24 protein-coding genes and 3 tRNA genes are annotated in these 24,516 nt (G+C 67.9%); 16 read left to right on the plus strand and 11 right to left on the minus strand.

Annotation, left to right across the window (positions count from 1 at the left end):
- Positions 1–22: 22 nt before the first annotated feature.
- Both lolD and AB4059_RS01010 read right to left on the minus strand, forming a co-directional pair.
- On the minus strand, positions 23–715 hold the full coding sequence (gene lolD / locus AB4059_RS01005; RefSeq protein WP_498975775.1) for a lipoprotein-releasing ABC transporter ATP-binding protein LolD: 693 nt from the start codon (positions 713–715) through the stop codon (positions 23–25).
- Entirely contained in the window at positions 708–1,949 is a 1,242-nt protein-coding gene (locus AB4059_RS01010) for a lipoprotein-releasing ABC transporter permease subunit (protein ID WP_498975776.1), read from the minus strand. Before AB4059_RS01010 ends, lolD begins: the two co-directional genes overlap by 8 nt.
- 644 nt (positions 1,950–2,593) lie before the next feature.
- On the opposite strand from AB4059_RS01010, the gene AB4059_RS01015 reads away from it, so the two are divergent.
- The 12 genes from AB4059_RS01015 (at position 2,594) to AB4059_RS01070 (ending at position 14,237) form a co-directional block, all read left to right on the plus strand.
- Positions 2,594–4,990, plus strand: a complete 2,397-nt coding sequence (locus tag AB4059_RS01015) for a DNA internalization-related competence protein ComEC/Rec2 (RefSeq protein WP_498975778.1) — start codon at positions 2,594–2,596, stop codon at positions 4,988–4,990.
- 3 nt (positions 4,991–4,993) lie between these two features.
- Positions 4,994–5,671: a MotA/TolQ/ExbB proton channel family protein gene (locus AB4059_RS01020; protein WP_498975780.1), complete on the plus strand. Its 678-nt coding sequence runs from the start codon at positions 4,994–4,996 to the stop codon at positions 5,669–5,671.
- A 3-nt stretch (positions 5,672–5,674) separates the two neighbouring features.
- The gene (locus AB4059_RS01025) at positions 5,675–6,115 is read left to right on the plus strand and encodes an ExbD/TolR family protein (RefSeq protein ID WP_498975782.1); all 441 of its coding nucleotides are present in this window, start codon (positions 5,675–5,677) and stop codon (positions 6,113–6,115) included.
- Positions 6,112–7,869 (plus strand): lipid A export permease/ATP-binding protein MsbA, encoded by a 1,758-nt coding sequence (gene msbA, locus AB4059_RS01030; protein WP_498975784.1) that lies wholly within the window; start codon positions 6,112–6,114, stop codon positions 7,867–7,869. The genes AB4059_RS01025 and msbA overlap by 4 nt, the downstream gene beginning before the upstream one ends.
- The gene (gene lpxK / locus AB4059_RS01035; protein ID WP_498975786.1) at positions 7,866–8,867 is read left to right on the plus strand and encodes a tetraacyldisaccharide 4'-kinase; all 1,002 of its coding nucleotides are present in this window, start codon (positions 7,866–7,868) and stop codon (positions 8,865–8,867) included. The genes msbA and lpxK overlap by 4 nt, the downstream gene beginning before the upstream one ends.
- Positions 8,864–9,643 (plus strand): 3-deoxy-manno-octulosonate cytidylyltransferase, encoded by a 780-nt coding sequence (kdsB, locus tag AB4059_RS01040; RefSeq protein WP_498975788.1) that lies wholly within the window; start codon positions 8,864–8,866, stop codon positions 9,641–9,643. The genes lpxK and kdsB overlap by 4 nt, the downstream gene beginning before the upstream one ends.
- Before the next feature lie 88 nt (positions 9,644–9,731).
- Positions 9,732–11,141 (plus strand): hypothetical protein, encoded by a 1,410-nt coding sequence (locus tag AB4059_RS01045; RefSeq protein WP_498975790.1) that lies wholly within the window; start codon positions 9,732–9,734, stop codon positions 11,139–11,141.
- Positions 11,142–11,165: 24 nt separating this feature from the next.
- Positions 11,166–13,031 (plus strand): excinuclease ABC subunit UvrC, encoded by a 1,866-nt coding sequence (gene uvrC, locus AB4059_RS01050; protein ID WP_498975792.1) that lies wholly within the window; start codon positions 11,166–11,168, stop codon positions 13,029–13,031.
- A complete protein-coding gene (pgsA, locus tag AB4059_RS01055) occupies positions 13,028–13,609 on the plus strand; it encodes a CDP-diacylglycerol--glycerol-3-phosphate 3-phosphatidyltransferase (RefSeq protein WP_498964950.1) in 582 nt (193 codons plus the stop codon). Before uvrC ends, pgsA begins: the two co-directional genes overlap by 4 nt.
- A 26-nt stretch (positions 13,610–13,635) precedes the next feature.
- A tRNA-Gly gene (locus AB4059_RS01060) sits at positions 13,636–13,711 on the plus strand.
- Positions 13,712–13,798: 87 nt separating this feature from the next.
- Positions 13,799–13,872, plus strand: a tRNA-Cys gene (locus AB4059_RS01065).
- 56 nt (positions 13,873–13,928) lie between these two features.
- Positions 13,929–14,237 (plus strand): hypothetical protein, encoded by a 309-nt coding sequence (locus tag AB4059_RS01070; protein WP_498975794.1) that lies wholly within the window; start codon positions 13,929–13,931, stop codon positions 14,235–14,237.
- A gap of 2 nt (positions 14,238–14,239) precedes the next feature.
- Here the strand turns inward: AB4059_RS01070 and AB4059_RS01075 are convergent, their stop codons facing one another.
- The 3 genes from AB4059_RS01075 to AB4059_RS01085 all read right to left on the minus strand — a co-directional run bounded on the left by AB4059_RS01075 (position 14,240) and on the right by AB4059_RS01085 (position 18,004).
- The gene (locus tag AB4059_RS01075) at positions 14,240–14,653 is read right to left on the minus strand and encodes an SGNH hydrolase domain-containing protein (protein ID WP_498975796.1); all 414 of its coding nucleotides are present in this window, start codon (positions 14,651–14,653) and stop codon (positions 14,240–14,242) included.
- A 100-nt stretch (positions 14,654–14,753) separates the two neighbouring features.
- Entirely contained in the window at positions 14,754–15,836 is a 1,083-nt protein-coding gene (locus AB4059_RS01080) for an AI-2E family transporter (protein ID WP_498975798.1), read from the minus strand.
- A 149-nt stretch (positions 15,837–15,985) separates the two neighbouring features.
- Positions 15,986–18,004, minus strand: a complete 2,019-nt coding sequence (locus AB4059_RS01085; protein WP_498975800.1) for a peptide-N4-asparagine amidase — start codon at positions 18,002–18,004, stop codon at positions 15,986–15,988.
- Between the two features lie 248 nt (positions 18,005–18,252).
- On the opposite strand from AB4059_RS01085, the gene AB4059_RS01090 reads away from it, so the two are divergent.
- Together AB4059_RS01090 and AB4059_RS01095 are read left to right on the plus strand one after the other, a co-directional pair.
- On the plus strand, positions 18,253–18,672 hold the full coding sequence (locus AB4059_RS01090; RefSeq protein ID WP_498975802.1) for a DUF1801 domain-containing protein: 420 nt from the start codon (positions 18,253–18,255) through the stop codon (positions 18,670–18,672).
- A gap of 16 nt (positions 18,673–18,688) precedes the next feature.
- Positions 18,689–19,087, plus strand: a complete 399-nt coding sequence (locus AB4059_RS01095) for a DUF1801 domain-containing protein (RefSeq protein WP_498975804.1) — start codon at positions 18,689–18,691, stop codon at positions 19,085–19,087.
- 41 nt (positions 19,088–19,128) lie between these two features.
- On the opposite strand, the gene AB4059_RS01100 is transcribed toward AB4059_RS01095, so the two are convergent.
- The 6 genes from AB4059_RS01100 to AB4059_RS01125 all read right to left on the minus strand — a co-directional run bounded on the left by AB4059_RS01100 (position 19,129) and on the right by AB4059_RS01125 (position 23,851).
- Positions 19,129–19,692, minus strand: a complete 564-nt coding sequence (locus AB4059_RS01100) for a hypothetical protein (RefSeq protein ID WP_498975806.1) — start codon at positions 19,690–19,692, stop codon at positions 19,129–19,131.
- Between the two features lie 79 nt (positions 19,693–19,771).
- Positions 19,772–20,041: a hypothetical protein gene (locus AB4059_RS01105; protein WP_498975808.1), complete on the minus strand. Its 270-nt coding sequence runs from the start codon at positions 20,039–20,041 to the stop codon at positions 19,772–19,774.
- Positions 20,042–20,055: 14 nt separating this feature from the next.
- The gene (locus AB4059_RS01110; protein WP_498975810.1) at positions 20,056–20,940 is read right to left on the minus strand and encodes a DUF2950 domain-containing protein; all 885 of its coding nucleotides are present in this window, start codon (positions 20,938–20,940) and stop codon (positions 20,056–20,058) included.
- Positions 20,937–22,610 carry a DUF3300 domain-containing protein gene (locus AB4059_RS01115; protein WP_498975812.1) on the minus strand — a complete coding sequence of 558 codons (1,674 nt, stop codon included), beginning with the start codon at positions 22,608–22,610 and terminating at the stop codon, positions 20,937–20,939. The genes AB4059_RS01110 and AB4059_RS01115 overlap by 4 nt, the downstream gene beginning before the upstream one ends.
- 128 nt (positions 22,611–22,738) lie before the next feature.
- Positions 22,739–23,317, minus strand: coding sequence for a TMEM165/GDT1 family protein (locus tag AB4059_RS01120; protein WP_498975814.1), 579 nt, complete (start codon positions 23,315–23,317; stop codon positions 22,739–22,741).
- Positions 23,318–23,386: 69 nt separating this feature from the next.
- On the minus strand, positions 23,387–23,851 hold the full coding sequence (locus AB4059_RS01125) for a hypothetical protein (protein WP_498975816.1): 465 nt from the start codon (positions 23,849–23,851) through the stop codon (positions 23,387–23,389).
- Positions 23,852–23,926: 75 nt separating this feature from the next.
- Between AB4059_RS01125 and AB4059_RS01130 the strand changes: the two genes are divergently transcribed.
- Together AB4059_RS01130 and AB4059_RS01135 are read left to right on the plus strand one after the other, a co-directional pair.
- Positions 23,927–24,013, plus strand: a tRNA-Leu gene (locus AB4059_RS01130).
- A gap of 16 nt (positions 24,014–24,029) precedes the next feature.
- Positions 24,030–24,509 (plus strand): FUSC family protein, encoded by a 480-nt coding sequence (locus tag AB4059_RS01135; RefSeq protein ID WP_498975818.1) that lies wholly within the window; start codon positions 24,030–24,032, stop codon positions 24,507–24,509.
- Positions 24,510–24,516: the final 7 nt, after the last annotated feature.

Below are 24,516 nucleotides of genomic sequence, written 5' to 3' on the forward strand. Positions count from 1 at the left end.
TCGGCGCCCGCCCGGAATGGAATCACACCTCGCTGGGCGCGAGCTCCCGGAGCTTGCCTTCGTGCAACTCAAGTACGCGATCCAGCCGACGCGCCAGGCTCCGGTCGTGCGTCACCAGCACCAGGCTCGTGCGTTGCGCGCGGTTGAGATCGAGCATCTGCGCGAAGACATGGGCCGCGGTCTTTTCGTCGAGATTGCCCGTGGGTTCGTCGCCCAGCACGCACGCGGGTTTGTTGACCAGCGCGCGCGCGACGGCGGTGCGTTGGCGTTCGCCGCCGGAGAGTTCGCCGGGCTTGTGTTCCAGGCGATGGCCCAGGCCGACCGATTCCAGCAATTCCCTGGCGCGCTGGCGTGCCTCCGGGATGTGCGTGCCGTTGAGCAGCACGGGCAACATCACGTTTTCGAGCGCGGTGAATTCGGGCAACAAGTGATGGAACTGGTACACGAAGCCCAGCGCCTTGTTGCGCAGCTTGCCGCGCTCGGCGTCCGACAGGTCGCTCATGCGCTGGCCCGCGACCCAGACTTCGCCCGCGGTCGGGACATCGAGCCCGCCGAGCAGGTGCAGCAACGTGCTCTTGCCGGCGCCCGAGGCGCCGAGGATCGCGACGGTCTCGCCTTCGACCACGTGCAGTTGCAGGTCGTGGAAGACGTGCGTCTTGAGGTTGCCTTCGGCGTAGGTCTTGGCCAGGCGTTCGGCGCGCAGGACTTCACTCATAACGCAGCGCCTCCGCCGGGGCCGTGCGCGCGGCGCGCCACGCGGGATACAGCGTGGCGACGAACGCCATGCCGAGGGCGACCAGCGCGATGATCGTGACGTCGTCGGCTTTCAATTCGGTCGGCAATCCGGTGATGTAGTAGACGTCCTCGGGCAGCAACTGCACGCCGAGGACCGCTTCGAGCCCATTGAGGATGTGGTCGAGGTTGAGCGTCAGCAGGACACCGCCGACCACGCCCAGCACGGTGCCGATGATGCCGATCAAGGTGCCCTGGACCATGAACACCTGCATCACGCCGCGCGGCGTGAGGCCCAGGGTGCGCAGGATCGCGATGTCAGCTTGCTTGTCGGTGACCAGCATGACCTGCGAGGACACCAGGTTGAACGCGCCCATCGCGATCAGCAGCGAGAGCAGGATCGCCATGACCGTCTTTTCCATCTTGAGCGCGCGGAACATGTTCGCGTTCTCGCGCGTCCAGTCGCTGACGCTGTAGGGGCCGGGCAACTTGAGCGCCAGGTCGCGTGCGACATCGAAGGCCTTGTCCATGTCGTACAGGCGCAGGCGCACGCCGGTGACGCCGTTGCCCATGCGCATCAGGCGTTGCGCGTCCTGCAGATTCACCACCGCAAGGCCCTTGTCGAATTCGTTGTAGCCGGCTTCGAACAGGCCGCTCACCTTGAAGCGCTTGAACTGCGGCATCGCGCCCATCGGCGTGGCCTGCAGGTCGGTGGTCAGCACGACGTAGTCGCCGACGTTGACGCCCAGCCACAGCGCGAGTTCGCGCCCCAGCACGATGTTGAAGCAGCCGGGCGTCAGCGCATCGAGCTTGCCGACGACCATCTTCTCGCCGAGCACCGAAACGTTGCGCTCCTGGTCGGGCACCACGCCGCGCACGATCGCGGGCTGGTTGCGCGCACCGCGCAGCAGGCCCTGAGTTTCGATGTAGGGCGCCGCGCCGGCGATGCGCTTGTCCTGCATCGCAAGCTTGACCGCGTGCGGCCAGTCGGTCAGCGGGTCGCCGTAGCCGCTGACGGTCGCGTGCGCGGCCATCTGCAACATGCGATCGCGGATCTCGCGCTGGAAGCCGCTCATCACCGCAAGCGTGGTGATCAGCGCGGTCACGCCGAGCGCGATCCCGAGGATCGACGCCAGCGAAATGAAGGAGATGAAACCATTGCGGCGCTTGGCGCGGAGGTAGCGCAGGCCGATGGCGACGGGGATGGGTTTGAACATAAGCCGCCTATCCTCGCATCCCGTGGGGGGCCGCGGCGAGATGGGCGGGCGAAGGACTGGCCAGGCGCAGTGCCCGTCGTTCATTCGCGCCCAGGGTGTCGGGCCAGAACGCAAGGCGATGGACGCGGCCTTCGTGGTCCCGGGCACGCAGGAATGCGAGCGTGCCGCGCCAATGGACGTGAGGATTCGGGATGGGCATGTCGTCGAGGATGGCGCTTGCGTCGGACCGGAGGAGGAAGACCCGCGGCGGACGGCGATGTTCCCGATATGCGCTGAACAAGGCCATCACGCACGCGCCGACAGCGAGGGGCGCGCGTAAGGCGCCGGGCACATCGGACGCGTGGATGGCCAAAGCACCGAGCGGCCCCAGCGCAAACAACACGGCGACGACGAAACGGGAGGGTCGCCACGTCAGGCGACATCCCGGGGAAGCGCGGCGCGACGTGGAATGCATCGGTGACGTCCGTGTCGTCAGTGGAGACTGCACCCTAACGCGACACTTGTCCGTCGTATGTCATCGAATGCCGCACGAGGGCGTCGGATTTTCCTGAGCGCCCAAGGCGAGACAATTCCTCGCCACCTAGTGAAGATCGCCCCGAGCGCCGCGCTTACACACGACGCTTCGAACGTGGCGAGATACGACGATGCAAAGCGCATTGTTTCCATCATCCGAACACCCGCTCGGAAAGTGGGCCACGGCCGCAGCCTTCGTCGGCGGCGCCTTCGTTGCGCTCTGGATGCCGTTCGTCCTTCCGTTGTGGGCTTCGGCCGCGATCGGCGTCGCGACCGTGGCGTTCCACATCGTTTTCGCATCGCTTCGATCGCGCAGGCCCTGGCGTCTGTCGGCGATGGCGGTGTTCGGGTTCGCCCTCGCCGCGGCGCATGCAGCCCATGCCTTCGAACTTCGATTGCCCTCGTCGCTCGAGCGCAAGGACATCCGCGTTCGTGGCCACGTCGTGGACTTGCCCGATCGCGATGCGCGGCGCGTGCATTTCCTGCTGCGCGTCGACGACGATGTATCGCAGGCGCAGGCCTTGCGGGGACGGCTGCTGCGGATCGCCTGGTACGACGCCGGGGCGCCGACCAAACCCGTCACCGCCGGCAGCCGCTGGGCGTTCGACGCGCGCCTGCGTGCGCCGCGCGGGCTGCGCAATCCCGGGTGGTTCGATGCCGAACGCCATACGCTGGCCAATCGGCTCACGGCGACGGGTTATCTTCGCAATGCGGCCAGCGCGCGCGAAATCGCCGCGCCGGCGGGCCTCCACGCGTGGCGCGCACGCATGGCCGATCGCATCGACGCCGCGATCCAGGCGCCGGTCTCGCGTTTCATCCGCGCACTCGCCCTCGGCGACACGCGAGGCCTCGACGACGCCGATTGGGCGACGCTGCGCGCCACGGGCCTGACGCACCTGATCGCGATTTCCGGTTTCCATGTCGGCCTGGTCGCGGGCTTCTTCGCGCTGGCGGTTTCGCTCGCGTGGCGGGTCGTTCCCGTGCTGGCGCACCGCGTGCCCAGGCCGATCGCGATGGCCATCGCGGCAGTGGCCGGTGCCGTGCTGTACACCGCCGTCGCCGGGTTCGCGTTGCCTACCGTGCGCACCACGCTGATGATCTCGGTGGTCGCTGCGGTGCGCTGCGGACGTCGCGCCCATTCCTCGTTCGACGCATTGTCGCTCGCGGTCATCGCGATGGTGCTGGTCGATCCCTTGTCCCTGCTCGGCGCGGGGTTCTGGCTCAGCGTCGGTGGCGTGGCGTGGTTGCTGTGGTGCCTGCCGAACGGGGAGGGCGGCGTGGTGCGCAGTTTCGCTGCCGCGCAGGCGGTCGCGACGGTGGGGTTGTTGCCGTTGACGGTGGCGTTGTTCGGGCAGGCCTCGTTCGCCGGACCTATCGCGAACCTCGTTGCGATCCCTTGGTGGAGTCTGCTCGTCGTTCCGCTCGCATTGCTGGGCATCGGCCTGGAGGCCATGCACGCGGGTCTGGGCACGCTTGCGTGGCGCGCGGCAGCGTTTGCATTCGATGCGACGTGGCCCGCGTTCGAAGCGCTCGGCGGAAGTCCGTTCGCGTTCGCGTGGTTGCCCGAAGCACGCTGGTTCGCGTTGCCGATGGCGGCGTTCGCGGCCTTCTGGTGCCTGCTGCCGCGCGGAGTTCCGGGCAAGCCGCTGGCCTTGGTCATGTGGCTTCCCTTGCTCTGGCCGTCGCGCGCGCTTCCGGCGCACGGCGCGTTCCGCATCGACGTGCTCGATGTGGGGCAAGGGCTATCGGCCCTGGTGCGCACGCAATCGCACACGCTCCTGTTCGACATGGGCCCGGCGTCGCACGATGGTTACGACGCCGGCGAACGCGCCGTGGTCCCCGCGCTGCGTGCGCTGGGCGTGCGCGCACTGGATGTCGCCGTCGTCAGCCACGCCGACAGCGATCACGCCGGCGGTTGGCAAGCCGTGCGGCGTGCGCTGCCGATCCGCGACAGCCACGCGCCGGAGGGCAGCCCGACGCCGGTCGCATCGCGCTGCACCGCCGGTCGAGCCTGGCAACGCGACGGTGTCCGCTTCACGTACCTCCATCCCACGCAACACTTCCCCTACCTCGGCAACGACGCCGGTTGCGTATTGCGCATCGACGGCGCGCACGGCAGCGCGTTGATCACCGGCGACATCGGCGAGGTCGTCGAACGCACGCTCGCCCGTCGCGATCCCGCGCGATTGCGCGCCGATGTCGTGCTGGTTCCGCATCACGGCAGCGAAGGGTCGTCCGATCCCGCGTTCATCCGCGCGACCGGCGCCCGCGTCGCCCTTGTCGCCAGCGGCGCGAACAATCGCTTCGGGCACCCACGCGCGGAGGTCGTCGCACGCTGGTGCGGGGCGGGCGCCCGCGTCCTGGACACCGCCGCCGGCGGCGCCCTGCGCGTGGATGTGGGCCCGGAGGGCGTGAAAACGGCCGCACGTCGCGAAACCCACGCACGGCTTTGGGACGCAACGCCCCGGTCCGCCCGCGGCGCTGGGCTATGCTATCGGCCGAATGACGGGCCTGGCCCGGAGGAGTGAGACGTGCTGGAACTGGTGCGCGCGGGCGGCTGGCCGATGATCCCGTTGTTGCTGCTCTCGGTAATCGCCCTGGCGATCATCGTCGAGCGTTTCTGGAGTTTGCGGCGCAAGGTCGTCCTGCCGCCGGGCCTCGGCCCCGAGGTGCGGGCCTGGGCCGCCAAGGGTCGGCTGGACCCCACCCACATCGATTCGCTGCGTCGCAACTCGCCCCTCGGCGCCTTGCTGGCGTCGGTGCTCGACGTCCGCCATCGCACGCGCGAGGAAATCCGCGAGCGCACCGAAGACGTGGGCCGCCACCAGGTCCACAAGATGGAGCGCTTCCTCAACACGCTCGGCACCATCGCCGCCGCGGGCCCGCTGCTCGGCCTGTTCGGCACCGTGGTGGGCATGATCCAGATGTTCCTCGGCATCCTCGACCAGGGCATCGGCGACGTGAACCAGCTCGCAGGCGGCATCGGCAAGGCACTGGTGTGCACCGCGGCCGGCATGATCGTCGCCATCCCGGCGCTGTGCTTCCATCGTTACTTCCGCGGCCGCATCGCCGCGTACATCGTCGACATGGAGCACGAAGCCATCGGCCTGATGGACGCGCTCGACCCGCGCGCCGCCGCCGCGCAGCGCGCCGCCGCCGGCCAGGCGCCCGCCGTGCCGCCCGCCCGCGCGAGCGCAAGCGTCGACTGACCCATGCGCATCCGCGACCATCGCGAAGACGACACGCCCGAGATCAACCTGATCCCGCTGATCGATGTCGTCCTCTGCCTGATCATCTTTTTCGTCGTCACCACCACCTTCGACGCGCGCTCGGTGCTCAAGCTGCAATTGCCGCAGGCCAACGGCCAGCCGGCCGAATCGCAGTCCAAGGCGCTGAGCGTGCTGGTGAACGCCGACGGCCGTTACTTCATCGACGATCGCGAAGCGCTGCGCACCGACGTCGAATCCCTCAAGCAAACCCTCGTCGACGTCGCCGGCACCGACCGCACGCGACCGGTGTTGCTGCGCGCCGATGGCCGCACGCCGCACCAGGCCGTGGTCACCGCGCTCGACGCGCTCGCCCAGCTCGGCTTCTCGCGCGTGTCGATCGCCACCGCGCCGCCGGTGCAGACAGCGCAGGCCAAGGCCCCATGACCGAATCCGCCACCGCGACCCCGACGCAGACCTACCGCCGCCTGCTCGGGTTCGCCAAGCCGTATCGCGCCTGGCTCGGTGGCGCCGCGCTGGCGATGGCGCTCGAAGCCCTCACCAGCTATGGCGTCACGCGCCTGCTCAAGCCCATCGTCGACGGTCTCGCCGATCCGAAGAGTTTCCAGCTGTGGTTGCCGGCCGCGCTGGTCGGCCTGTTCGTCGCGCGTGGCCTGTTCGGCCTGGCGGGCGATTACACGATGGCCCGCTCGGGCCGCGGCGTCGCGCGCGACCTGCGCCTGATGCTGATGCGCAAGTATTTCCGCCTGCCGGGCGAGCGCTTCGACGCCGAGCCCGTCGCCTCGATGCTCACGCGCCTGGGCGGCGACACCGAACAAGTCGCCGGCGCCGCCGTCGATGCGTTGAAGGTGATGATCAGCGCGAGCCTGACCACCGTCGCGATGATGTGGGCGATGTTGTCCACCAGCTGGCGCGTCACCATCGCCCTGTTGTTGCTCGCGCCGTTCCTGGTGTGGGCGATGAACAAGGTGGGCGGGCGCTATCGCAACATCAACCACCGCATCCTGGAAAACGCCGCCGACATGCTGCAGTCCGCCGACCAGGCGCTGCACGGCCACCAGGAAGTGAAGATCTACGGCGCGCAGGAAAGCGAGATCGGGCGTTACGCCGACCAGACCAACAAGAACCTGCGCCTGGCCCTGAAGGTGGAAGTCACGCGCGGTTCGATTTCCTTCTTCGTGCAGGTGCTCGGCGCGATCGGCATGGCGGTGCTGCTGTTCCTCGCCGCGCGCGAAGCCGCCGCCGGCCGCCTGACCGCTGGCGACTTCACCGTGCTGATGACGGCGATGGTCGCGATCATCCCGCCGCTGCGCCAGCTCACCAACGTGCAGGCGATGCTCCAGCGCGGCGTGAATTCCGCCGAGCGCCTGTTCTCCGTGCTCGATGCGCCCGATGAGCGCGACACCGGCAACGCACCGCTCAAGCGGGCGAAGGGCGAACTGGAATTCCGCCACGTCACCGCGCGGTATCCGAACCAGGTGCGCCCGGCGATCGACGACATCAGTTTCATCGCCAAGCCCGGCACGGTGACCGCGATCGTCGGCCGTTCGGGCAGCGGCAAGAGCACGCTGATCAAGCTGATCCCACGTTTCTACGAACCCGAATCCGGCCAGGTGCTGCTCGACGGCCGCCCGCTCGAAGATTACGCACTGGCCGACCTGCGCCGCCAGGTCGCGATGGTGAGCCAGCGCGTGATCCTGTTCGACGCCAGCGTCGGCAACAACGTGGCCTACGGCGAAATGGAAGGCGCCGATGCGCAGAAACTCGCGCAGGCCGTGCGCGGCGCCAACGCGATGGAATTCGTCGAACGCCTGCCCGATGGCATGGACACGCGCATCGGCGAACACGGCGGGCGCCTGTCCGGCGGCCAGCGCCAGCGCTTGGCGATCGCACGCGCGCTGTTGAAGGATGCGCCGCTGCTGATCCTCGACGAAGCCACCGCCGCGCTCGACAACGAATCCGAACGCCTCGTGCAGGATGCGCTCAATCATTTGATGCCCGATCGCACGACGATCGTCATCGCGCATCGCCTCTCGACCATCGAACACGCCGACCAGGTGCTCGTCCTGGACGAAGGCCGCCTGGTGGAGCGGGGCACGCATGCGCAACTCATCGCGAAGGACGGCGTGTACGCGCACCTGCATCGCATGCAGTTCCGCGAGCAACCGGCCGAGGCATGAAGAAGGGCGACACGCCGGGCTGGTGGTATTCCGATGGCCCGGTGCCGCTGGGCGCCCGCGCGCTGAGCGGCGTGTACGGCGGCCTCGTCGGCATGCGCCGCAAATGGTACGGCCGCGGTTGGCTGAAACAACAGAAGGCCGGCGTGCCCGTCATCGTCGTGGGCAATGTCGCGGTCGGCGGTACCGGCAAGACGCCGCTGTCCATCGCGCTGATCGAGCGCCTGCGCGAGGCCGGCTGGAACCCCGGTGTCGCCAGCCGCGGTTACGGTCGCGCCGATCCCAAGGCCGCGCGTTGGGTCGATGCGAAAACCGCGCCGGCCGATGGTGGCGATGAACCCGTGCTCATCGCATTGCGCACCGGCGCGAAGGTGCGCGTGGACCGCGACCGCGTCGCCGCCGCGCGCGCGCTCGCGCAGGCCGGCTGCGACATCGTCGTGTGCGACGACGGCCTGCAGCATTACCGGCTCGCGCGCGATGTCGAGATCGATGTCGTCGACCTGCGCCGCCACGGCAACAATCGCCTGCTGCCCGCCGGCCCCTTGCGCGAACCGGTGCAGCGCGCCGAGCAATGCGACTTCCGCGTGGTCAACGTGGGCGGCGACGACGTGCCCGCCGGTTTCGGCGAGTGGCCGATGCGCCTGGTGCCGGGCGGCGTGCAGCCGATCGAAGGCGGGCGCCCGAAACCGCTGTCCGCGTTCTCGGGCCAGCGCGTGCATGCGGTCGCCGGCATCGGCAATCCCGATCGCTTCTTCAACATGCTGCGCGCGCACGGCATCGCGGTGGTGCCGCATGCCTTCGCCGACCACCATGCCTACGTGCCGGCGGATTTCGAATTCGGCAGCCGCCTGCCGGTGCTGATGACCGAAAAGGACGCGGTGAAATGCCGCGCCTTCGCCGACAGTGCGTTTTACTCCGTGCCGGTGCGCGCCGAATTGCCGGAAGCGTTCTGGATCGCCTTGTTCGACAAACTGCCGCCGAAGGGGCCTGCCGCCGCATGATCGCCGCGCCATCCAGCGAATTCGTCGTCGCCATTCCCGCGCGTTATGCCGCCTCGCGCCTGCCGGGCAAACCGCTGCGCGCGCTCGCCGGTGAACCGCTCGTGCTGCACGTCGCGCGCCGCGCGCTCGCCGCCGGTGCGCGCGAAGTGTGGGTCGCCGCCGACGACCAGCGCATCGCCGACGCCCTCGCCAACAGCGGCGTGCGCATCGCGATGACCTCGCCCGATCACGCCTCGGGCACCGATCGCCTCGCCGAATGCGCGCGCATCGCGGGTTGGTCGGCCGACACCATCGTCGTGAACCTGCAGGGCGATGAACCCTTCGCGCCGGCCGCCGGCCTCCAGGCCGCCGCCATGGCGCTGGCCGGGTCCGATGCGGAGATGGCCACGCTCGCCACGCCGATCGAAGACGTCGAGACGTTGTTCGATCCCAACGCCGTGAAGCTCGTGCGCGGCGCCGACGGCAACGCGCTGTATTTCAGCCGCGCGCCCATTCCGTGGCCGCGCGATGCGTTCGCCGCGGATCGCGGCACGCTGCCCGAGGGCGGCCATTGGCTGCGCCACATCGGCCTGTACGCGTATCGCGCCGGTTTCCTGCAACGCTTCGCCGCGCTCCCGCCCGGGCGCCTGGAGCGCATCGAATCGCTGGAACAACTGCGCGTGCTCGAAGCCGGCTTCCGCATCGCGGTCGCGCTGTCGCCCGAACCGTTCCCGCCCGGCGTCGACACGCCCGAAGACCTGGCGCGCGCCGAAGCGCGACTTTCGTCAGGCACGTGAACCTTCGACCCAAATCACGCATGCTGCATCGCACCCATCCCTAGAATCGGGCGCGACGGGAATGGCCGGAAGTTCGGAGCAGGTGGGGATGGGACGTACGCTGGTGCCGGGGTTTCCTTCGTCGTTGCATTGGTTGAACGCGGCACCGCCGGCGTCGGCGCATTTGCGTGGCTGGCTGACGGCGGTGGCCTTCGTCAACATCGGTTCGGCCTGGTCGATCCAGGCGATGCACGACCTGCAGGCGCTGCGCCTTCGCCATCCCGGTCGCCTGCGTGCCTTCGCCGTGCACGTGCCGCGCTTCGACCACGAACGCGATCCGCGCCGCACCCTCAAGCGCGCCAACCGCCACGGCATCACCTTGCCGCTGGCGATGGATGCCGATTGGGTCGCGTGGCAACAGTGGGGCGTGCGCTCCTGGCCGACCGTCGTGCTGATCGACGGCAACGGCGACGTGCAGGGGCGGCTGGAAGGCGGCGATGCCCTCGGCGATCTCGACAAACGCCTGCAGGCCCTCGCGGGCACGCCGACGATCGAAGACGACACGCAGTCGCGCAAGGTGCGCGAGCCCGCGATGCCGCTGATGTTCCCCACGGGCCTGGCGGTCACGCCGCAATACATCTACATCGCCGACAGCGGCCACAACCGCGTGCTCGAATGCAGCCACGCCGGCCGCATCCTGCGCGTGTTCGGCACGGGCGACGCGAACCTGATCGACGGCGACCCGGCCCACGCGTCCTTCCATTGCCCGCACGGCCTGGCCTTGCAGCGCGACATGCTCTACGTCGCCGACACGGGCAACCACGCGGTGCGCCAGATCAACCTGCGCAGCGGCGACACCAAAACGCTGTGCGGCAACGGCAAGCGCGGCACGCCGACCGAAGGGCCCGTGCGCGAATCTTCCTCCGTGCGGCTCGACGCGCCGCGTGCGGTCGCGGTGTCGAACGACCAGTTGCACATCGCGCTCACCGGCGACAACAAGCTGTGGACCTACGACCTGGGCCGCGACCTGCTCACGTTCCGAGCGGGCTCGGGCGAGCTTGCGGTGAAGGACGGCATCGGCTCGGCGGCGGCCTTCGCGCAACCGGTGGCGCTCGCGGCCGTGCAGCAGAACCTCTACGTGTGCGACAGCGCGGGCTCGGCGATCCGCGCGCTCAAGCTCGGCGACCATTCGGTGCAGACCTTGCTGGGGCAGGGGCCCTGGGCCTTCGGGCATGTCGATGGGCCGCGCAACATCGCGCAGCTGCAGGAGCCGCAGGCGATCGCGCTCGACCCCGACCTGCCGCTGCTGTGGATCTGCGACTCCGGCAACGACCGCCTGCGCAGCCTGCGCCTGGGCGGCGGCGAGATGACCACGCACATGCTCCCGCAACCGCTGCACGGCCCCTCGGGCCTGGCGGTGGGCGCCGGCGCGGTGTGGATCGCCGACACCGACGCGCACGCGGTGCTGCGCGTGGACCCGAAAACCGGTGCGGTTCAGCATGTGCCGATTGGGGAATGACGCGGCCGCCCCGATAATGTCCCGGTGACGACGCAAGCCCCGCAACAAGCACCCTTCGACGGCAAGGCCTTCGCCCGCGGGCTGGGCACGCAGCCCGGCGTGTACCGCATGTACGGCAAGGACGATGCCGTGCTGTACGTCGGCAAGGCGCGCGCGCTGAAGAACCGCGTCGGCAGTTACTTCAACGCCACGCCCAAGGCGGCGCGCACGATGGCCATGCTCGCGCAGGTCGTGCGCATGGAAACCACCGTCACGCGCACCGACGCCGAAGCGTTGCTGCTCGAAAACCAGCTGATCAAATCCCTGCAGCCGCGCTACAACGTGCTGCTGCGCGACGACAAGAGCTATCCCTACGTCCTGCTCACGCAGGAACCGTGGCCGCGCCTGGCCTTCCATCGCGGCCCGCGCGCGATCGCCGGGCGTTACTTCGGCCCATATCCGAGCGCCGCGGCCGTGCGCGAAACGCTCAACTCGATGCACAAGCTGTTCAAGTTGCGCAGTTGCGAGGACAGCGTCTTCCGCAACCGCTCGCGGCCGTGCCTGCAATACCAGATCGGGCGATGCAGCGCGCCCTGCGTCGGGCTTGCGCCCGCGCGCGATTACGCCGACGCCACGCGGCGCGCCTCGCTGTTCCTCGACGGCCGCAGCGAGGAACTCGGCAACGAATTGACCTCGGCGATGGAAGCGGCGAGCCAGCGTCTGGATTTCGAAGAGGCCGCGCGCCTGCGCGACCTGGTGGCCACCATCCGCAAGATGCAGGCGCGCCAATACGTCGACGGCCAGGCCGCCGACCTGGACGTGCTGGCCGTCGCGATGCAGGGCGCGTCGGCGTGCGTGTTGCTGCTCGCCTTCCGCGACGGGCGCAACCTCGGCACGCGCGCGTTCTTCCCCAAGACCAACGGCGCGCCGCCGGACGAAGTGTTGTCCGCATTCGTCTCGCAGTACTACGCCGAACAACCGCCGCCGCGCGAAATCGTGCTCGATCGCGACGTGCCCGATCGCGAGCTGATCGAAGTCGCGCTGTGGGAAACCGCCGGCCGCAAGATCCAGCTCAAGTGCAACGTGCGCGGCGAACGCGCCGGTTATGTCGACCTGGTCAAGCGCAACGCCGAACTCACGCTGGCGACGGAACTGGCGAGCCACGCCGCACAGAGCGCGCGTGCCGAAGCCTTGCGCGAGATGTTCGGCCTGGCCGAAGCGCCAAAGCGCATCGAATGCTTCGACATCAGCCACACGATGGGCGAGGCGACGGTGGCCTCGCAGGTCGTCTTCGACGAAAACGGCGCCGTGCGCGCGCAATACCGCCGCTACAACATCACCGGCATCGAACCCGGGGACGACTACGCGGCGATGCACCAGGCGCTCGAGCGCCGCTTCCGCCGCGCGATCGAGGAGGGCGGGGTGCTGCCCGATGTCCTGCTGATCGATGGCGGCAAGGGCCAGCTCGCGCAGGCCAATGCGGTGTTGAAGGATCTCGGCGTCTCGTCGGTGTACGTGGTCGGCGTCGCCAAAGGCGAGGAACGCCGCCCGGGGCACGAGACGCTGATCCTTCCCGACGGGCGCGAACTGCGCCCCGGGCCCGAATCCCCCGCGCTGCAACTGGTCCAGCAAGTGCGCGACGAGGCCCACCGCTTCGCCATCACCGGCCATCGCGGCAAGCGCCAGAAGGCGCGCAGCACCAGCCGGCTGGAGGACATCCCCGGCATCGGCCCGCGCCGCCGCGCGAGCCTGCTCAAGCATTTCGGTGGCCTGGGCGGACTGAAGCAGGCCGGCGCCGAGGAGATCGCGCGCGTGGAAGGGGTCAATGCCGCGCTCGCCGAACGAATCTATGCCACGCTGCACGGGCTGCCGATGCCGGCGGCGGGAACACAGGCAGGACGCGACGGATGAAGATGACGGTACCGACCTGGCTCACCATCGCCCGGATCGTGATGATCCCCGTGCTGGTCCTGGTGTTCTACCTCCCTTACAAGTGGACCAATTTCGCGGCGGCCTTCGTCTTCGCCTTCGCCTCGTTGACCGACTGGCTGGACGGCTGGATCGCGCGCCGCTGGAACCAGTATTCGGCCTTCGGCGCGTTCCTGGACCCGGTGGCCGACAAGCTGATGGTCGCCACGGCCCTGTTCCTCATCGTGCAGAGCCACCCCACGCGCTGGATGGCCCTGTGGGCGGCGGTGATCGTCGGCCGCGAGATCGCGGTTTCCGCGCTGCGCGAATGGATGGCCGAAATCGGCCAGCGCAAGAAAGTGGCCGTGGCCAGCATCGGCAAGATCAAGACCATCGTGCAGATGGTGGCGGTGACGCTGCTGCTGTACCACGAGCCGCTGCTGGGGATCCGCGTGTTCACGATCGGCGAATGGATGCTGGCGGCCGCGGCGCTGCTGACGCTGTGGAGCGGATTCGAGTATCTGCGTGCGGCCTGGCCGGCATTGCGTGAGCAAGCGCATGCAGGTGTTGACAGTCCATGATTCGCCCGTAAAATGGCGGGCTCAATGCGGGAATAGCTCAGTTGGTAGAGCACGACCTTGCCAAGGTCGGGGTCGCGAGTTCGAGTCTCGTTTCCCGCTCCAAGTTTTGGACTCGATTGTCCAGGTCGAAGCCCCGTTCGCGGGGCTTCGTTGTTTCAGTCGGATGTGGTTGAATCCGATACGTCATCCGGCCGGGTGGCAGAGTGGTTATGCAGCGGACTGCAAATCCGCGTACGCCGGTTCAATTCCGACCTCGGCCTCCAGATCACGACAAAGGGTTGCGCGAAAGCGCAGCCCTTTTTCTTTGAGGAGCCGCCCCATGAACTGGCTTGAGTGGTACCGCATCGTGGCGTACCGGGACGTCCGCGATGTTCCGCGCTTCCTGCTCGCGACCAATGCCACCGAAGACGCCTTCTGGATCCTGGATGCAGGTTTCGACGACGCGCACGCCACCATCTACACGATCCATGATGCCGGGCGCGTTTTGGCTGAAGCGACCGAGCGCTTCGAACGGCATGCAGCCGATCCCACAGCACTCCCCGCAGTCGGATGCATTCCGGTCGAGCATGTGCAGTTCGATGAAACGGGGCGCAGTGCGTTGAAGCTGACAAGCCCGCCGATCACCTGACGTCACCTGCGGAACACGGTCTCCGAAAACCCGCGCGCCGCACTCACCGTGATGTGGTCATCATCGAAATACAGCGAGTTCCCGTCCTTCGTCATCGGGCACACGGCAGGCGTGCAGAAGTAGTCTGCGGGTTCGATGTACTGAACATTCGGGTGCATCGCGATTTCAGCGCGCATGAACGCGCGCACGGGTGCGGCGCGGCGTTCGAACTCGGCGCGTGACATCTTGCATTGCGCCACTTCGTCGGCCGCGCCGCGAGCACGGAACGGAAATCGTCGCGGCCATCCTGTCGCGGCAGGCGGTCGAGCCAGAAGCCGCCGAGGACGACGGTCGGTGCGCGCCGTGCGAACGCGAGCGCGCTCGCGTTGAAGCGCGCGCATGTCCTCGCGCCGGCGTGGCGTGCCGAGGGCAGGCATGTGTCCATCGTCAGTTGTCGCACCACGCCGTAGTGCTCAGCGAAAGGATTTCCGCGCGTGGTGAACGGACGTGCGGACATCGGCGCGTACGAGCGATAGCTCACGCCTCGGGCGGTGGACTCTCCGGTACCGGCTCCGGCTGCATCGGCAGTTCGGGCGGTGAGTCCACCCACGCCCAGAAGATCCGGTAGCCGACGGCGAGCAGCACGGGCCCGATGAACAAACCGACGACGCCCATCGACACCATGCCGCCCAGCGCGCCGATGAGCACCACCGGCATCGGCACCGAGACGCCGCGTCCGAGCAGCAGGGGTTTGAGCACGTTGTCGACGAGACCCGCAAGGAAGACGTACACGCCGAAGACGATCGTCGCCGCGTCGAAGCCACGCGTCGAGAACACGTAGACGATCACGGGAATCGTGACCAGGCTGACGGGGATCTGCACGATACCCAGCATCAACACCAGCAGCGCAAGCACGCCCGCGGCCGGCACGCCCATCAGCACGAAGCCCAGCCCGATCAGCAGCATCTGGATGAAGGCGATGCCCACCACGCCCTGCGCCACCGCGCGGATGGTGGCCGTGCACAGTTCTGCGAAGCGAAGGCCGCGTTGCTCGCCGAACAGGCGTGCGGCGATGCGATGCGACGCGTTTGTTGCGGCTTGCGCATACGCCATCCAGATAGCGGCGATCGCGAGCGCGGCGAGGAACATCAACAGGCCGACCGCGGCGCCGGCCGTCTTTCCCAGGACGGCGAAGGTGAACGTGCGCAACTGCGGCGCGAATTTCATCGCCAGGTCGGTCAGGTGCGTCGAGGCTTGCATCCAGACCGCATGCAGGCGCTCGCCGATGATCGGCCAGGTCTTGACCGAATCGGAGGGCGGCGGAATCTGGAAGCGTCCGCTGCGCGCCATCTCCAATGCGTAGGCCGCCGAATCGGCGATCGACGCGGCCATCAGATACAGCGGAACGAGCAGCACCGCGATGAGCACGAGGAGGATCGCCGCCGACAGATGACCGTCCTTCCAATGCAATCGGCCTTGCAACCTGCTCTGCAGCGGATAGAGCGTGACCGCGAGGATCACAGACCACACCATCAGGTTCAGGAACGGCCGGAAGACGGTGTAGCAGCAGACAGCGAGGATCACCACCAGCCCGACGCGCACGTACACGTCGATCAGCATGCGCGGCCAAACCTTTTCAAAGAGGGGCGCAGGCATCGGCTTTCCCCGGGGTTGTCTTGCTTACTACGTCATCCCCCGGCGGCAACGGCCCATGCGCGATGGGCGCGGCCTCCAACCGCGCCCATCGGGGCCCTTCACACAGCGCGCAACTACGGCGCCGGCGCCCAACCCATCGAATCCGGCGACCCATCCGGGTGCGACCACCACCGCAGGCCGCTGACGCCACCCGGGCAACCGTCGCCACGCGTGCGCGTCTGCAGCACGCCGAAGGAGGTCGTCAGGCCCGCGCCGTAGCAGCCACCGCGGTTGTCGGTGAACAGGTAGTCGCGGCTCGAATTCCATTCGGTTTCCGCGTTCGTCGGTTCGCCGACGTACTGCCGCGTGGCATCGAACACATCGGCCAACCTGGTCTCGTAGCGCGCCGTGCCGCGATGGAATTGCGAGGTGCGGATGCTGCGCGCCTGGTGCACGGTCATCTGGATGTTGTTCGCGACGATGCCCGATTGCTCGTCGACACTCCGCCACTCCCCGTCCTGGAAGTAATCGATGAGCAACGGGTAGCTCGTCGCCAGCTTGTCTTCGCTCAACAAGGTCGTGCCCAGCGTGCGGCGGCTGGTGCGGTCGACGTTGCTGGCCAGGCGCACCTTCTGCAGGAAGGAACCGAAATAGTCGTCGGTCCGGTCTTCCGGCGCGGTCACGTCCCAGGTCACCGCGTCGGTGAAGCGATTGCTCTGGATCACGGTGCTGCGGATGCGCCCGCGCGAGGTATCGACATAGCCGTCGATGTGGAAGTCGCGCCGCGCGCGCGTGGTCACCGTGCCGGTGAGGTGATGGGTCAGGCCCATGCCCGGCGGCGTGAAGTCGGTTTGCGCGAGCGTGTTGGTTTCCGTGGGGCTCGCCGGCCCCAACGTGTTGGCGGTCACCGCACCGGGCACGATCGCGCGGCCATGGTCGGTGTAGAGGATCAACTGTCCGCCCACGAAGACCTGGTTATCGGGCTCGTTGAGCACCTGCAGGATGATCGTGTGCGTCGCGCCGTTGTTGAGCCGGCCCGCGAAGGGCGTCAGATCCACGCGGAAGGGAATGAAGTTGTTCGCCTGCACGCCGGGTGCCGGCAGGTTCACCGTGTTGCGCAACGCGTTGGTCATGTTGCTGGGCAACCACGGGAACACCGGCGCCAAGCCCGCACGCGTGCCGTCGATCAGCACTTCCACTTCGCGGAAACTGCCGCCGCGGCAACCGTGCGGCGGATCGCCGAAGATCGAATGGCTGTCGCCCATCGCGAAGGGCGTGTGCAGCAACGGGAACGCAATGAACGAGGCATCGGGTGCGCATTGCGGCCAGATGCGACGGTCGGTGCCGAGCACCTGCGCATACACATCCACGAAGGCCTGGATGGTGTTGCGCGGCAGCGTGCCTTCGAAGTACGCGTTGTTGCCGGCGGCATCGGGGAAGGCGATCGGGAAGACGGCATCGGCCACGCGCTGCGCGGGCGTGGTGGTGTTGGCGCGATAGAACAACAGGCGCACGGCTGAAACGCGTGCTTGCAGCCCTTCGAAAACGAGATAGTCGTTGTCGAAGCTGCCCGGGAAAACGAAGCCCTCCGGGCGCGTGAAGTAATTCTGCAGCTCGGTGACGTCGCGTTCGAAACGCCACACCGGGATGTCGTCGGAGATCTGCGTCGACCCCGCCCACAGCGTGCCGCCGTCATGACCCGCGAAGTCGGTGTAATACAACTGGATGCTGCCGGCCGGATCGGCGTTCTCGCGCGGGCCGGTGAGTTCGACCACCAGGGTGATCTTCGAATACGGGCCCGGACAGGTGGTCGCGGGAATCAGCGTGGGTTCGGTCTCGGCGAAGCGGAAAATCCCGCGTTCGGTGGAGATCGTCTGCACGCACGGCGTGCCCGACGCGCGCGGCACGCGGGGTTCGACCTGCAGCGGGTCGGCGCCGGCCGCCGATGGCAGGAGTGAAGCGGCGAACAGGTTGATGCGTTGCGCGCGCTCGGCGTTGGATGCGTGCGTCGCGCTTGTCGCATGGGGCGCGACCGATGCATGTGCGGTGCGCGGCGTTGCCTCGCGTTGCGCGGTGCCCAGCGCCCAGACGCCGAACGTGCAAAGCGCGGCGCCCGCGATCGCGAGCCCGCGCACGATGGATTGCGTGGACATTGGCTTCCTCCCTCCCGGCACTCGAGTGAGTGCGGGGGCGGAAACTGCGTTCGGCGCTGTGTGCACGGTGTGCAAAGCAATCACGCGTGCATTACCGCAGAGTTCGCACGCGCGCTGAATGGCGCAACCCCCGCTCGGGTGAACGCTGGTCACCGCCGTGGGCCGACGTGCGTGCTGCATCGCAGCGGATCGACTGCGCGGCGGGCGGCGTCGTAAGCTCGCGCTTCGCGACGCATCGGCCCACTGACTTGTCGAAGACCGCAGCCCAGGTCGTCCTGCTTTCCGGCGGCAATCCGCAGATCGCCAAGGGCGATGGCGACGGCCCCGTGCAGGCTTACATCGCCGCGATGCCCGAGTGGAAACGCGAGGTCGGGCGCCGGCTCGATGCCCTGGTCGAACGCACCGTGCCCAACCTGCGCAAGGCGGTGAAGTGGAACTCGCCGCTGTATGGCGTGGAGGGGCAGGGCTGGTTCCTCGGCGTCCACTGCTTCACCCGGTACGTCAAGCTTTCGTTTTTCAACGGCGCGTCACTGGACCCCGAGCCGCCGATCGGTTCGAAGGATCCGAAGACGCGTTACTTCCACATCCACGAAGGCGATGCGTTCGACGAGCACCGGCTCGCGCAATGGATCGCGCAGGCGGCCAAGCAGCCCGGATGGATGCAATGAGCGCACAGGAGCGTGCATGAAGAAGGCAAGTCGGCAGGCAGGCAACGGCGACGCATCGGCCCACATCGACGCGCGCATCGCGGAGTTGGACGACTGGCGCGGCAAGACGCTCGCGCAGGTGCGCTCGATCATCCTCGCCGCGGATCCGGAGGTCGTGGAGGAATGGAAGTGGGGCGTGCCCGTGTGGTCGCACGCCGGCATCATTTGCACCGGCGAGGCGTACAAGAAACACGTCAAGCTGACTTTCGCCAACGGCGCGTCGATCGCCGATCCGAAAGGGTTGTTCAACTCGAGCCTGGAGGGCAACGTGCGCCGCGCGATCGACCTCCAGGAAGGCGAGCAGATCGATGAGAAGGCGCTGGGTGCGTTGATCCGCGCGGCGGCGGCGCACAACACGAAAAAGAAAGCGAAATAACCGACGCGCCGCCTCCGTGCGAGGCGGCGCGCGATTCGCGATTACTTGCCCTTCGGCAGGAATTGCTTCGGCAAGGGCAAGTCCGGCGATTCGCCCTGCCACATCAACGACACGATCCACCAACGCTTGCCGTCGTTCATCAGCTGCAGCGTGTTGATGCCGCGCATCGTGTGATCGTCTTTTTCGATCTTCGCCTCGTAGGTCGTGAAGACGTGGGCGATGTTGCCGAACTGATCGGTGGTCCGCGCCAGTTCGTGTTCGTGGAAACCTTTCTCCAGCAGCAAGGGGCCGGAGGAGGCGATGTAGTCGTTGACGCTGAGCAGGCGGATGCCGATGGCGTCTTTGCTCTTGCCGCCGACCGGCATCATCCGCGCGCCGGGCACGAACAGCGAGCGCATGCGGTTCCAGTCGCGCGCCTGGCCGGGCGGGCCGGAGATCACGTCGTAGAGCGCGGCGATGATGCCGTCGAGCGTGGCGACGTCGGCGTCCTTCGCGGGCGGGATGGGCGTGACCACCGGGTTGGCCGGCGGTTCGGCGTGCGGCGCGGTCTGGGCGAAGGCCGGCGCGCAGGTGAGCGCGAGGAGCAGGGTCAGCGGAAGGCGCATGCGAAGGTCCGGGTCGGCGTCTGGTGGACGGGCGATCAGGCCATCGGCAGGGCGGCGCGGACAGTGCCACAAGCTGGGGTCATGTCCCCCTGGATTCGTTCTCCATCGCCTTCTCGACGATCTGCCCGTACAGGGACACCAGGCGGCTCGCGAGCGGCTGCAGCTCCGGGTGGCGCGCGACGTACTGGTGGCTCAGGTTGGCGTCTTCGACCAGGTCCTTGAGGAATTCGAACTCGCCGTCGTCGAGCTTCGTGCCGGCATCCACGCGCTGCTGCAGTTCCAGCATGCGCGGCAGGCGCGCATTGAGGCGATCGAGCAGCACCTTGCTGACCGCGTATTCGTCCGACATTGCACGGCGCCCGCCTAGGGCTTGGGTTCGTCGATCGCCTGCCAGCCGCTGTCAGGATCGAAGCTCTTGATCTTCGCGACCGCGCGATCGGTGTCCTTGCCCAGGTCGCGTTCGAACACGCCGCCGTCGTGGCTGATCATGAAGGACTTCAACCCGGTATCGCCGTATTTCGCCGGCCAGGCGATGAGGGCGAACCCGCGGCTCATGTTGTCGCCGAGCACGTATTTGTACGCGCCGCCGGGCGCCGAAGGGCCTTGCGATTCGAGGATGCGGTAGCGGTAGCCGAGGTATTCGCCCTTCGGCGTGTCGTCGCCGAACAGCGGGCCGAGCGGGCTGATTTCGCCGCTGTCGTCGTCGGCCCAATACAGGCCGTCGTGTTGCCCGTCGGTGCTGATGAACTTGCGCGCGTATTCCAGCACGCCGTCGCCGTCGCGATCTTCGTCGGCGTAGTCGTTCTGCGCGTCGTGGTAGGTGCGCAAGGCATCGATCACGTCGATCTCGTTGCGGCCGATGCGGCGTGCGCGGATTTCATCGGCGCCCGCGACGAGGTCGTAGTGCCAGCCTTTCGCGTCCTTCTTCAGGGGCACGGGAAGGGTCCACGCATCCGCGCCCACCGCGAGCATCTTGCTGCCCGTGCCGGTGTCGGTCCACGAATGGCGATCGCGATACTTGGCCAGGAATGCATCGACATCGCTGCGGTCGACGCTGCCGGTCGGGATGTAGGTGCGCCAATCCTTGCCGAGCAACGCGGCCAGTTGCGTCGCGTCGGCCTGCGTGGTGCCGAGCGCCTTGACGAGCGCGTCGCCTGCGGCGTCGGGCGTCGGGAAGGCTTGCTGCGCGAAGGCGGGCATCGCGAAGGCGAGCGCGGCGAACGTTGCGATCGGAAGCAGCCTGTTCATCGACGACGTCCTCCACCATGGGCGCCACCGGAAGCGGCGCGTTGCGGTTGATGCGATGCCTGGCGTTGTTGTCCGCCGCCACCGCCGCGCGGTTGTCGGTTGACCTGGTGGGAGGCTTGTTGTCGACCACCGCCCTGGCGCGACTGGCTCTGGCTCGCGCGGCCGCGTTGCGCGGCGGCGTGCGACTGCTGTGGTTGGCGCGCGCCCGAGAAGGCATCGTTGTGCGGGCGTTGCTGGCGATTCGCCTGTTGCCGCGCCGCATCGCGCGAGGCGTGGTTGTTCGCGCCTTGTTGGCGATGTTGCGTGGGTTGCCGGTTTTGACCGGCCTGGCGGTTGCCGGCGTTCTGTCGATTTCCTGCGTTGGCGCGATTGCCTGCGTTCGCACGATCGCCGGCACCTGCGCGATTCGCGCTGGCTGCCGCGCGATTGCGCTGCGCATCGCGATTTCCGCCCGCCGCCGTGCGATCCCGTGCATCGGCGCGCGCGCGATCGGCACCACCGCGTTGCTCGACATCGCGCCGCGCTGTCTGCGCGCGTTGCTGCGCTTCGCGATTGTTGCGCGCCGGCGACTCCATGCCGCGACGTTCCATCGACTGTCGCGCTTCCGCACGCCGCGCATCATCGCCACGCATGCGATCACGCGAGGCCGAATCGGGCAGGCGATTGGAGAACTTGTCGCGGTTGACCTGGTCGCGATACGGCACGCCGTCGCGATGCAGGCTGTTGTGCTGCCAGTTGCCGTTGCTGATCTGCCGGTTGGTGTTGATGCTGTTGTAGCGGTTGACGTTGATGTTCACGTCGTTGCCGCCCCAATCCATGTCGCCCCACAGCGAATCGGCGATCGCCACGCCCGTGCCCCACGCCAGGCCGCGCGCGAGCGCGCTGCCGACCGGGTAATACGCCGACGGCGGCGGATAGTAGGGCGGTGGATACGAGGGATAGGCCCACGTGCCGTAAGCGGTGGTCGGGTTGTAGCTGGGCACGTAGACCGTCTGCGGATCGGCGGACTGGATGACGATGACATCGGTCGAGGCAGCCGGTGCGGCCGTCGTGACTGCGCCGCTGCCGCTTTCGTCATAGACCGGCGCCGGCTCGGAAGGCGGGGGCGCGGGTTGCGTGCTGATCTTCTGGTATTCGTTGCTGGCCAGGTTCCCCGCGTCCTGCGCCTTGTGGCGCAACTGCTGCACGGCATCCATCACGTTGTCCGGCTGCGCGAGGAAGGCATCGCCCAGGCGTTGTACCCATGCCGGATCCTGCCCGAGCGTCGCCAGCGCCTGCGGGAATGCGACGAGCGATTGCACGCTCGGGTCCCAGGGTTGATCGGCGACTTGCCGCACCGCGGCGTCGCCCTTGGCAGTCGGATTGGCTTTCGACCATGCGGCCGCATCGGCGACATCGCCCGGGTAGGTCGCCGCCATCAGCACCTGCGCGAGCAAGGGGTCGGGATACAGCGCGATGGGCGCGAGCATCTGCGCAAGCTCTTCCTGCGTGAACACACGATCGCGCGCAGCCGGTGCGGCCGGTGCCGCGGCGGTGGTGGCCGCGGGCGCAGGCGCCGCGGGGGCGGCTGCGGTCGCGGGTGTCGGTGTAGCAGGCGCCTTCGCCTCCTCCTTCTTGCACGACGCGCAAGCGAGGACAACGACGACCGGCAGCATCCATCGCATCGACATGGCAGGCCTCCCGACGGGAGCTTGCAGTCTGTTCGCCATGCCCGGCCCGCGCCACAGCAAAACAACCGACGGGGGACAGCAAAATTACTGAGCCGGATGGCAAGCTCGGCCGCAGGCGGGCGGCGTGTTCAGAACCCGAAGCGTGCGCCCGCGCCGAACAGCGTCAACGCGCCCAGCACCGCGAACAACCCGGCCGCCACGAGATGCACCAGCCGCATCGGCACGCGCGAGAGCAGCTTGTCGCCGAGGAACACGGCCGGGACGTTGGCGATCATCATGCCCAGCGTCGTGCCGAGCACGACCTCCACCGGCGCGGCGTACTTCGCGGCCAGGGCGATCGTGGCGAACTGCGTCTTGTCGCCCATCTCGGCAAGGAAGAAGGCGACCAGCGTGGTGCCGAAGACGCCCCAATGCTTCTTCGCATCGGCGTCCTTCTCGTCGAGCTTGTCGGGGATCAATGTCCACGCGGCCATGGCGAGGAACGACAGGCCGAGGATCCAGCGCAGCGGTTCGGGCCCGACCACGCGCATCAGCCACGCGCCGAGCGCGCCGGCGAGGGTGTGGTTGAAGATCGTCGCGGCGAAGATGCCGGCGATGATCGGCCACGGCTTGCGGAAGCGCGCAGCGAGGACGAAGGCGAGCAACTGCGTCTTGTCGCCGATTTCCGCAAGCGCGACGACGCCGGTCGATACGAGGAAGGCTTCCATGTGAATCCCTGGAACGGCCGCGCATTCTAGCGGACGGCCGCGTCAGGGGCCCGTTGAAGCAAGCGCGGCTCAGCGCGTGGAGGCCGCCGCGGGCGCGACCACCGATGCCTGCGCCGGCGGCGCGCCCGATGCGGCGTCGGCCAGCGCTTCGATCCGCGCGATGTGCGCGTCGTTGGCGGCGGCCTGGTTGGCTTCTTCGGCCGGATCGTTGCCCGAATGCTGGAAGCTTTCATGCCCGTGCGTCCACTGCACCCAATCCGGCGCGCCGTTCACCGAGCCGAAGAAGATGATCAAACCGATCGCGTACACGAACGGCGAGATGAGCAGGGACGAGAGCAATTGGAAGATCCCCGCCATCGCCCCGAGCTTGGACATCGCGACGATCGCGAGGATGAAGGCGACCAGGTTCAGCGACCAGCCCAGCAGCCCCAGGCCGGGGAAGGGCAGGAGGAATGCGAGCCACGCGATGCCCAGGCAAATCCATGCCGCCTTGCCCGCGGTATTCGGTGCGCGGGCAACGATCGTTTCGTTCATTGACGTCTCCACGCCGGCTCCCCGCCGGCCCGCGGCGAGGTTATCGCAGTTCACGCTATGCTGCGCCGCGCCGCCGCCCGGATGGCGAAACTGGTAGACGCAAGGGACTTAAAATCCCTCGATCGCAAGGTCATGTGGGTTCGATCCCCACTCCGGGCACCAACGCGCAAGGGGCCACATGCCGATCCTTCGCACGACCGCGCTTCAACTGTCCTTGCGCGCCGCGGTCGCCGCGGGGCTCGCGTTCTGGATCGCGTCGCTGCTCGGTGCGCACTACGCGATCTATGCGTTGGTCGGCGCGGTGATCGTCACCGATTTGTCTCCCAAGACGACACGACGGCTCGCGATCCAGCGCATGGCCGGCACGCTGATCGGCGCAGGCGCCGGTGCGTTGTTCGTCCATTTCCTTCCCAGCGGCCCGATTGCGCTCGGCTTCGCGATCCTGGTGTCGATGGCGACCGCCTACGCCTGTCGCTTCGAGACGCCCGCCGCGCGCGTGGCCGGCTACGTTTGCGCGATCACGATGTTCGCGCACGGCGGCGATGTGTGGCTGTACGCTTTCGACCGCGCATGGGAAACGATGGTGGGCATCGGCACGGCGCTCGTCGTCGGCCTGGTGCCCCTGTGGCTGCGCGAGGATGAGCCAGACCCGCGCTAGACTGGAT

This window comes from Lysobacter sp. 2RAF19, assembly GCF_052115395.1.
GTDB lineage: Bacteria > Pseudomonadota > Gammaproteobacteria > Xanthomonadales > Xanthomonadaceae > Noviluteimonas.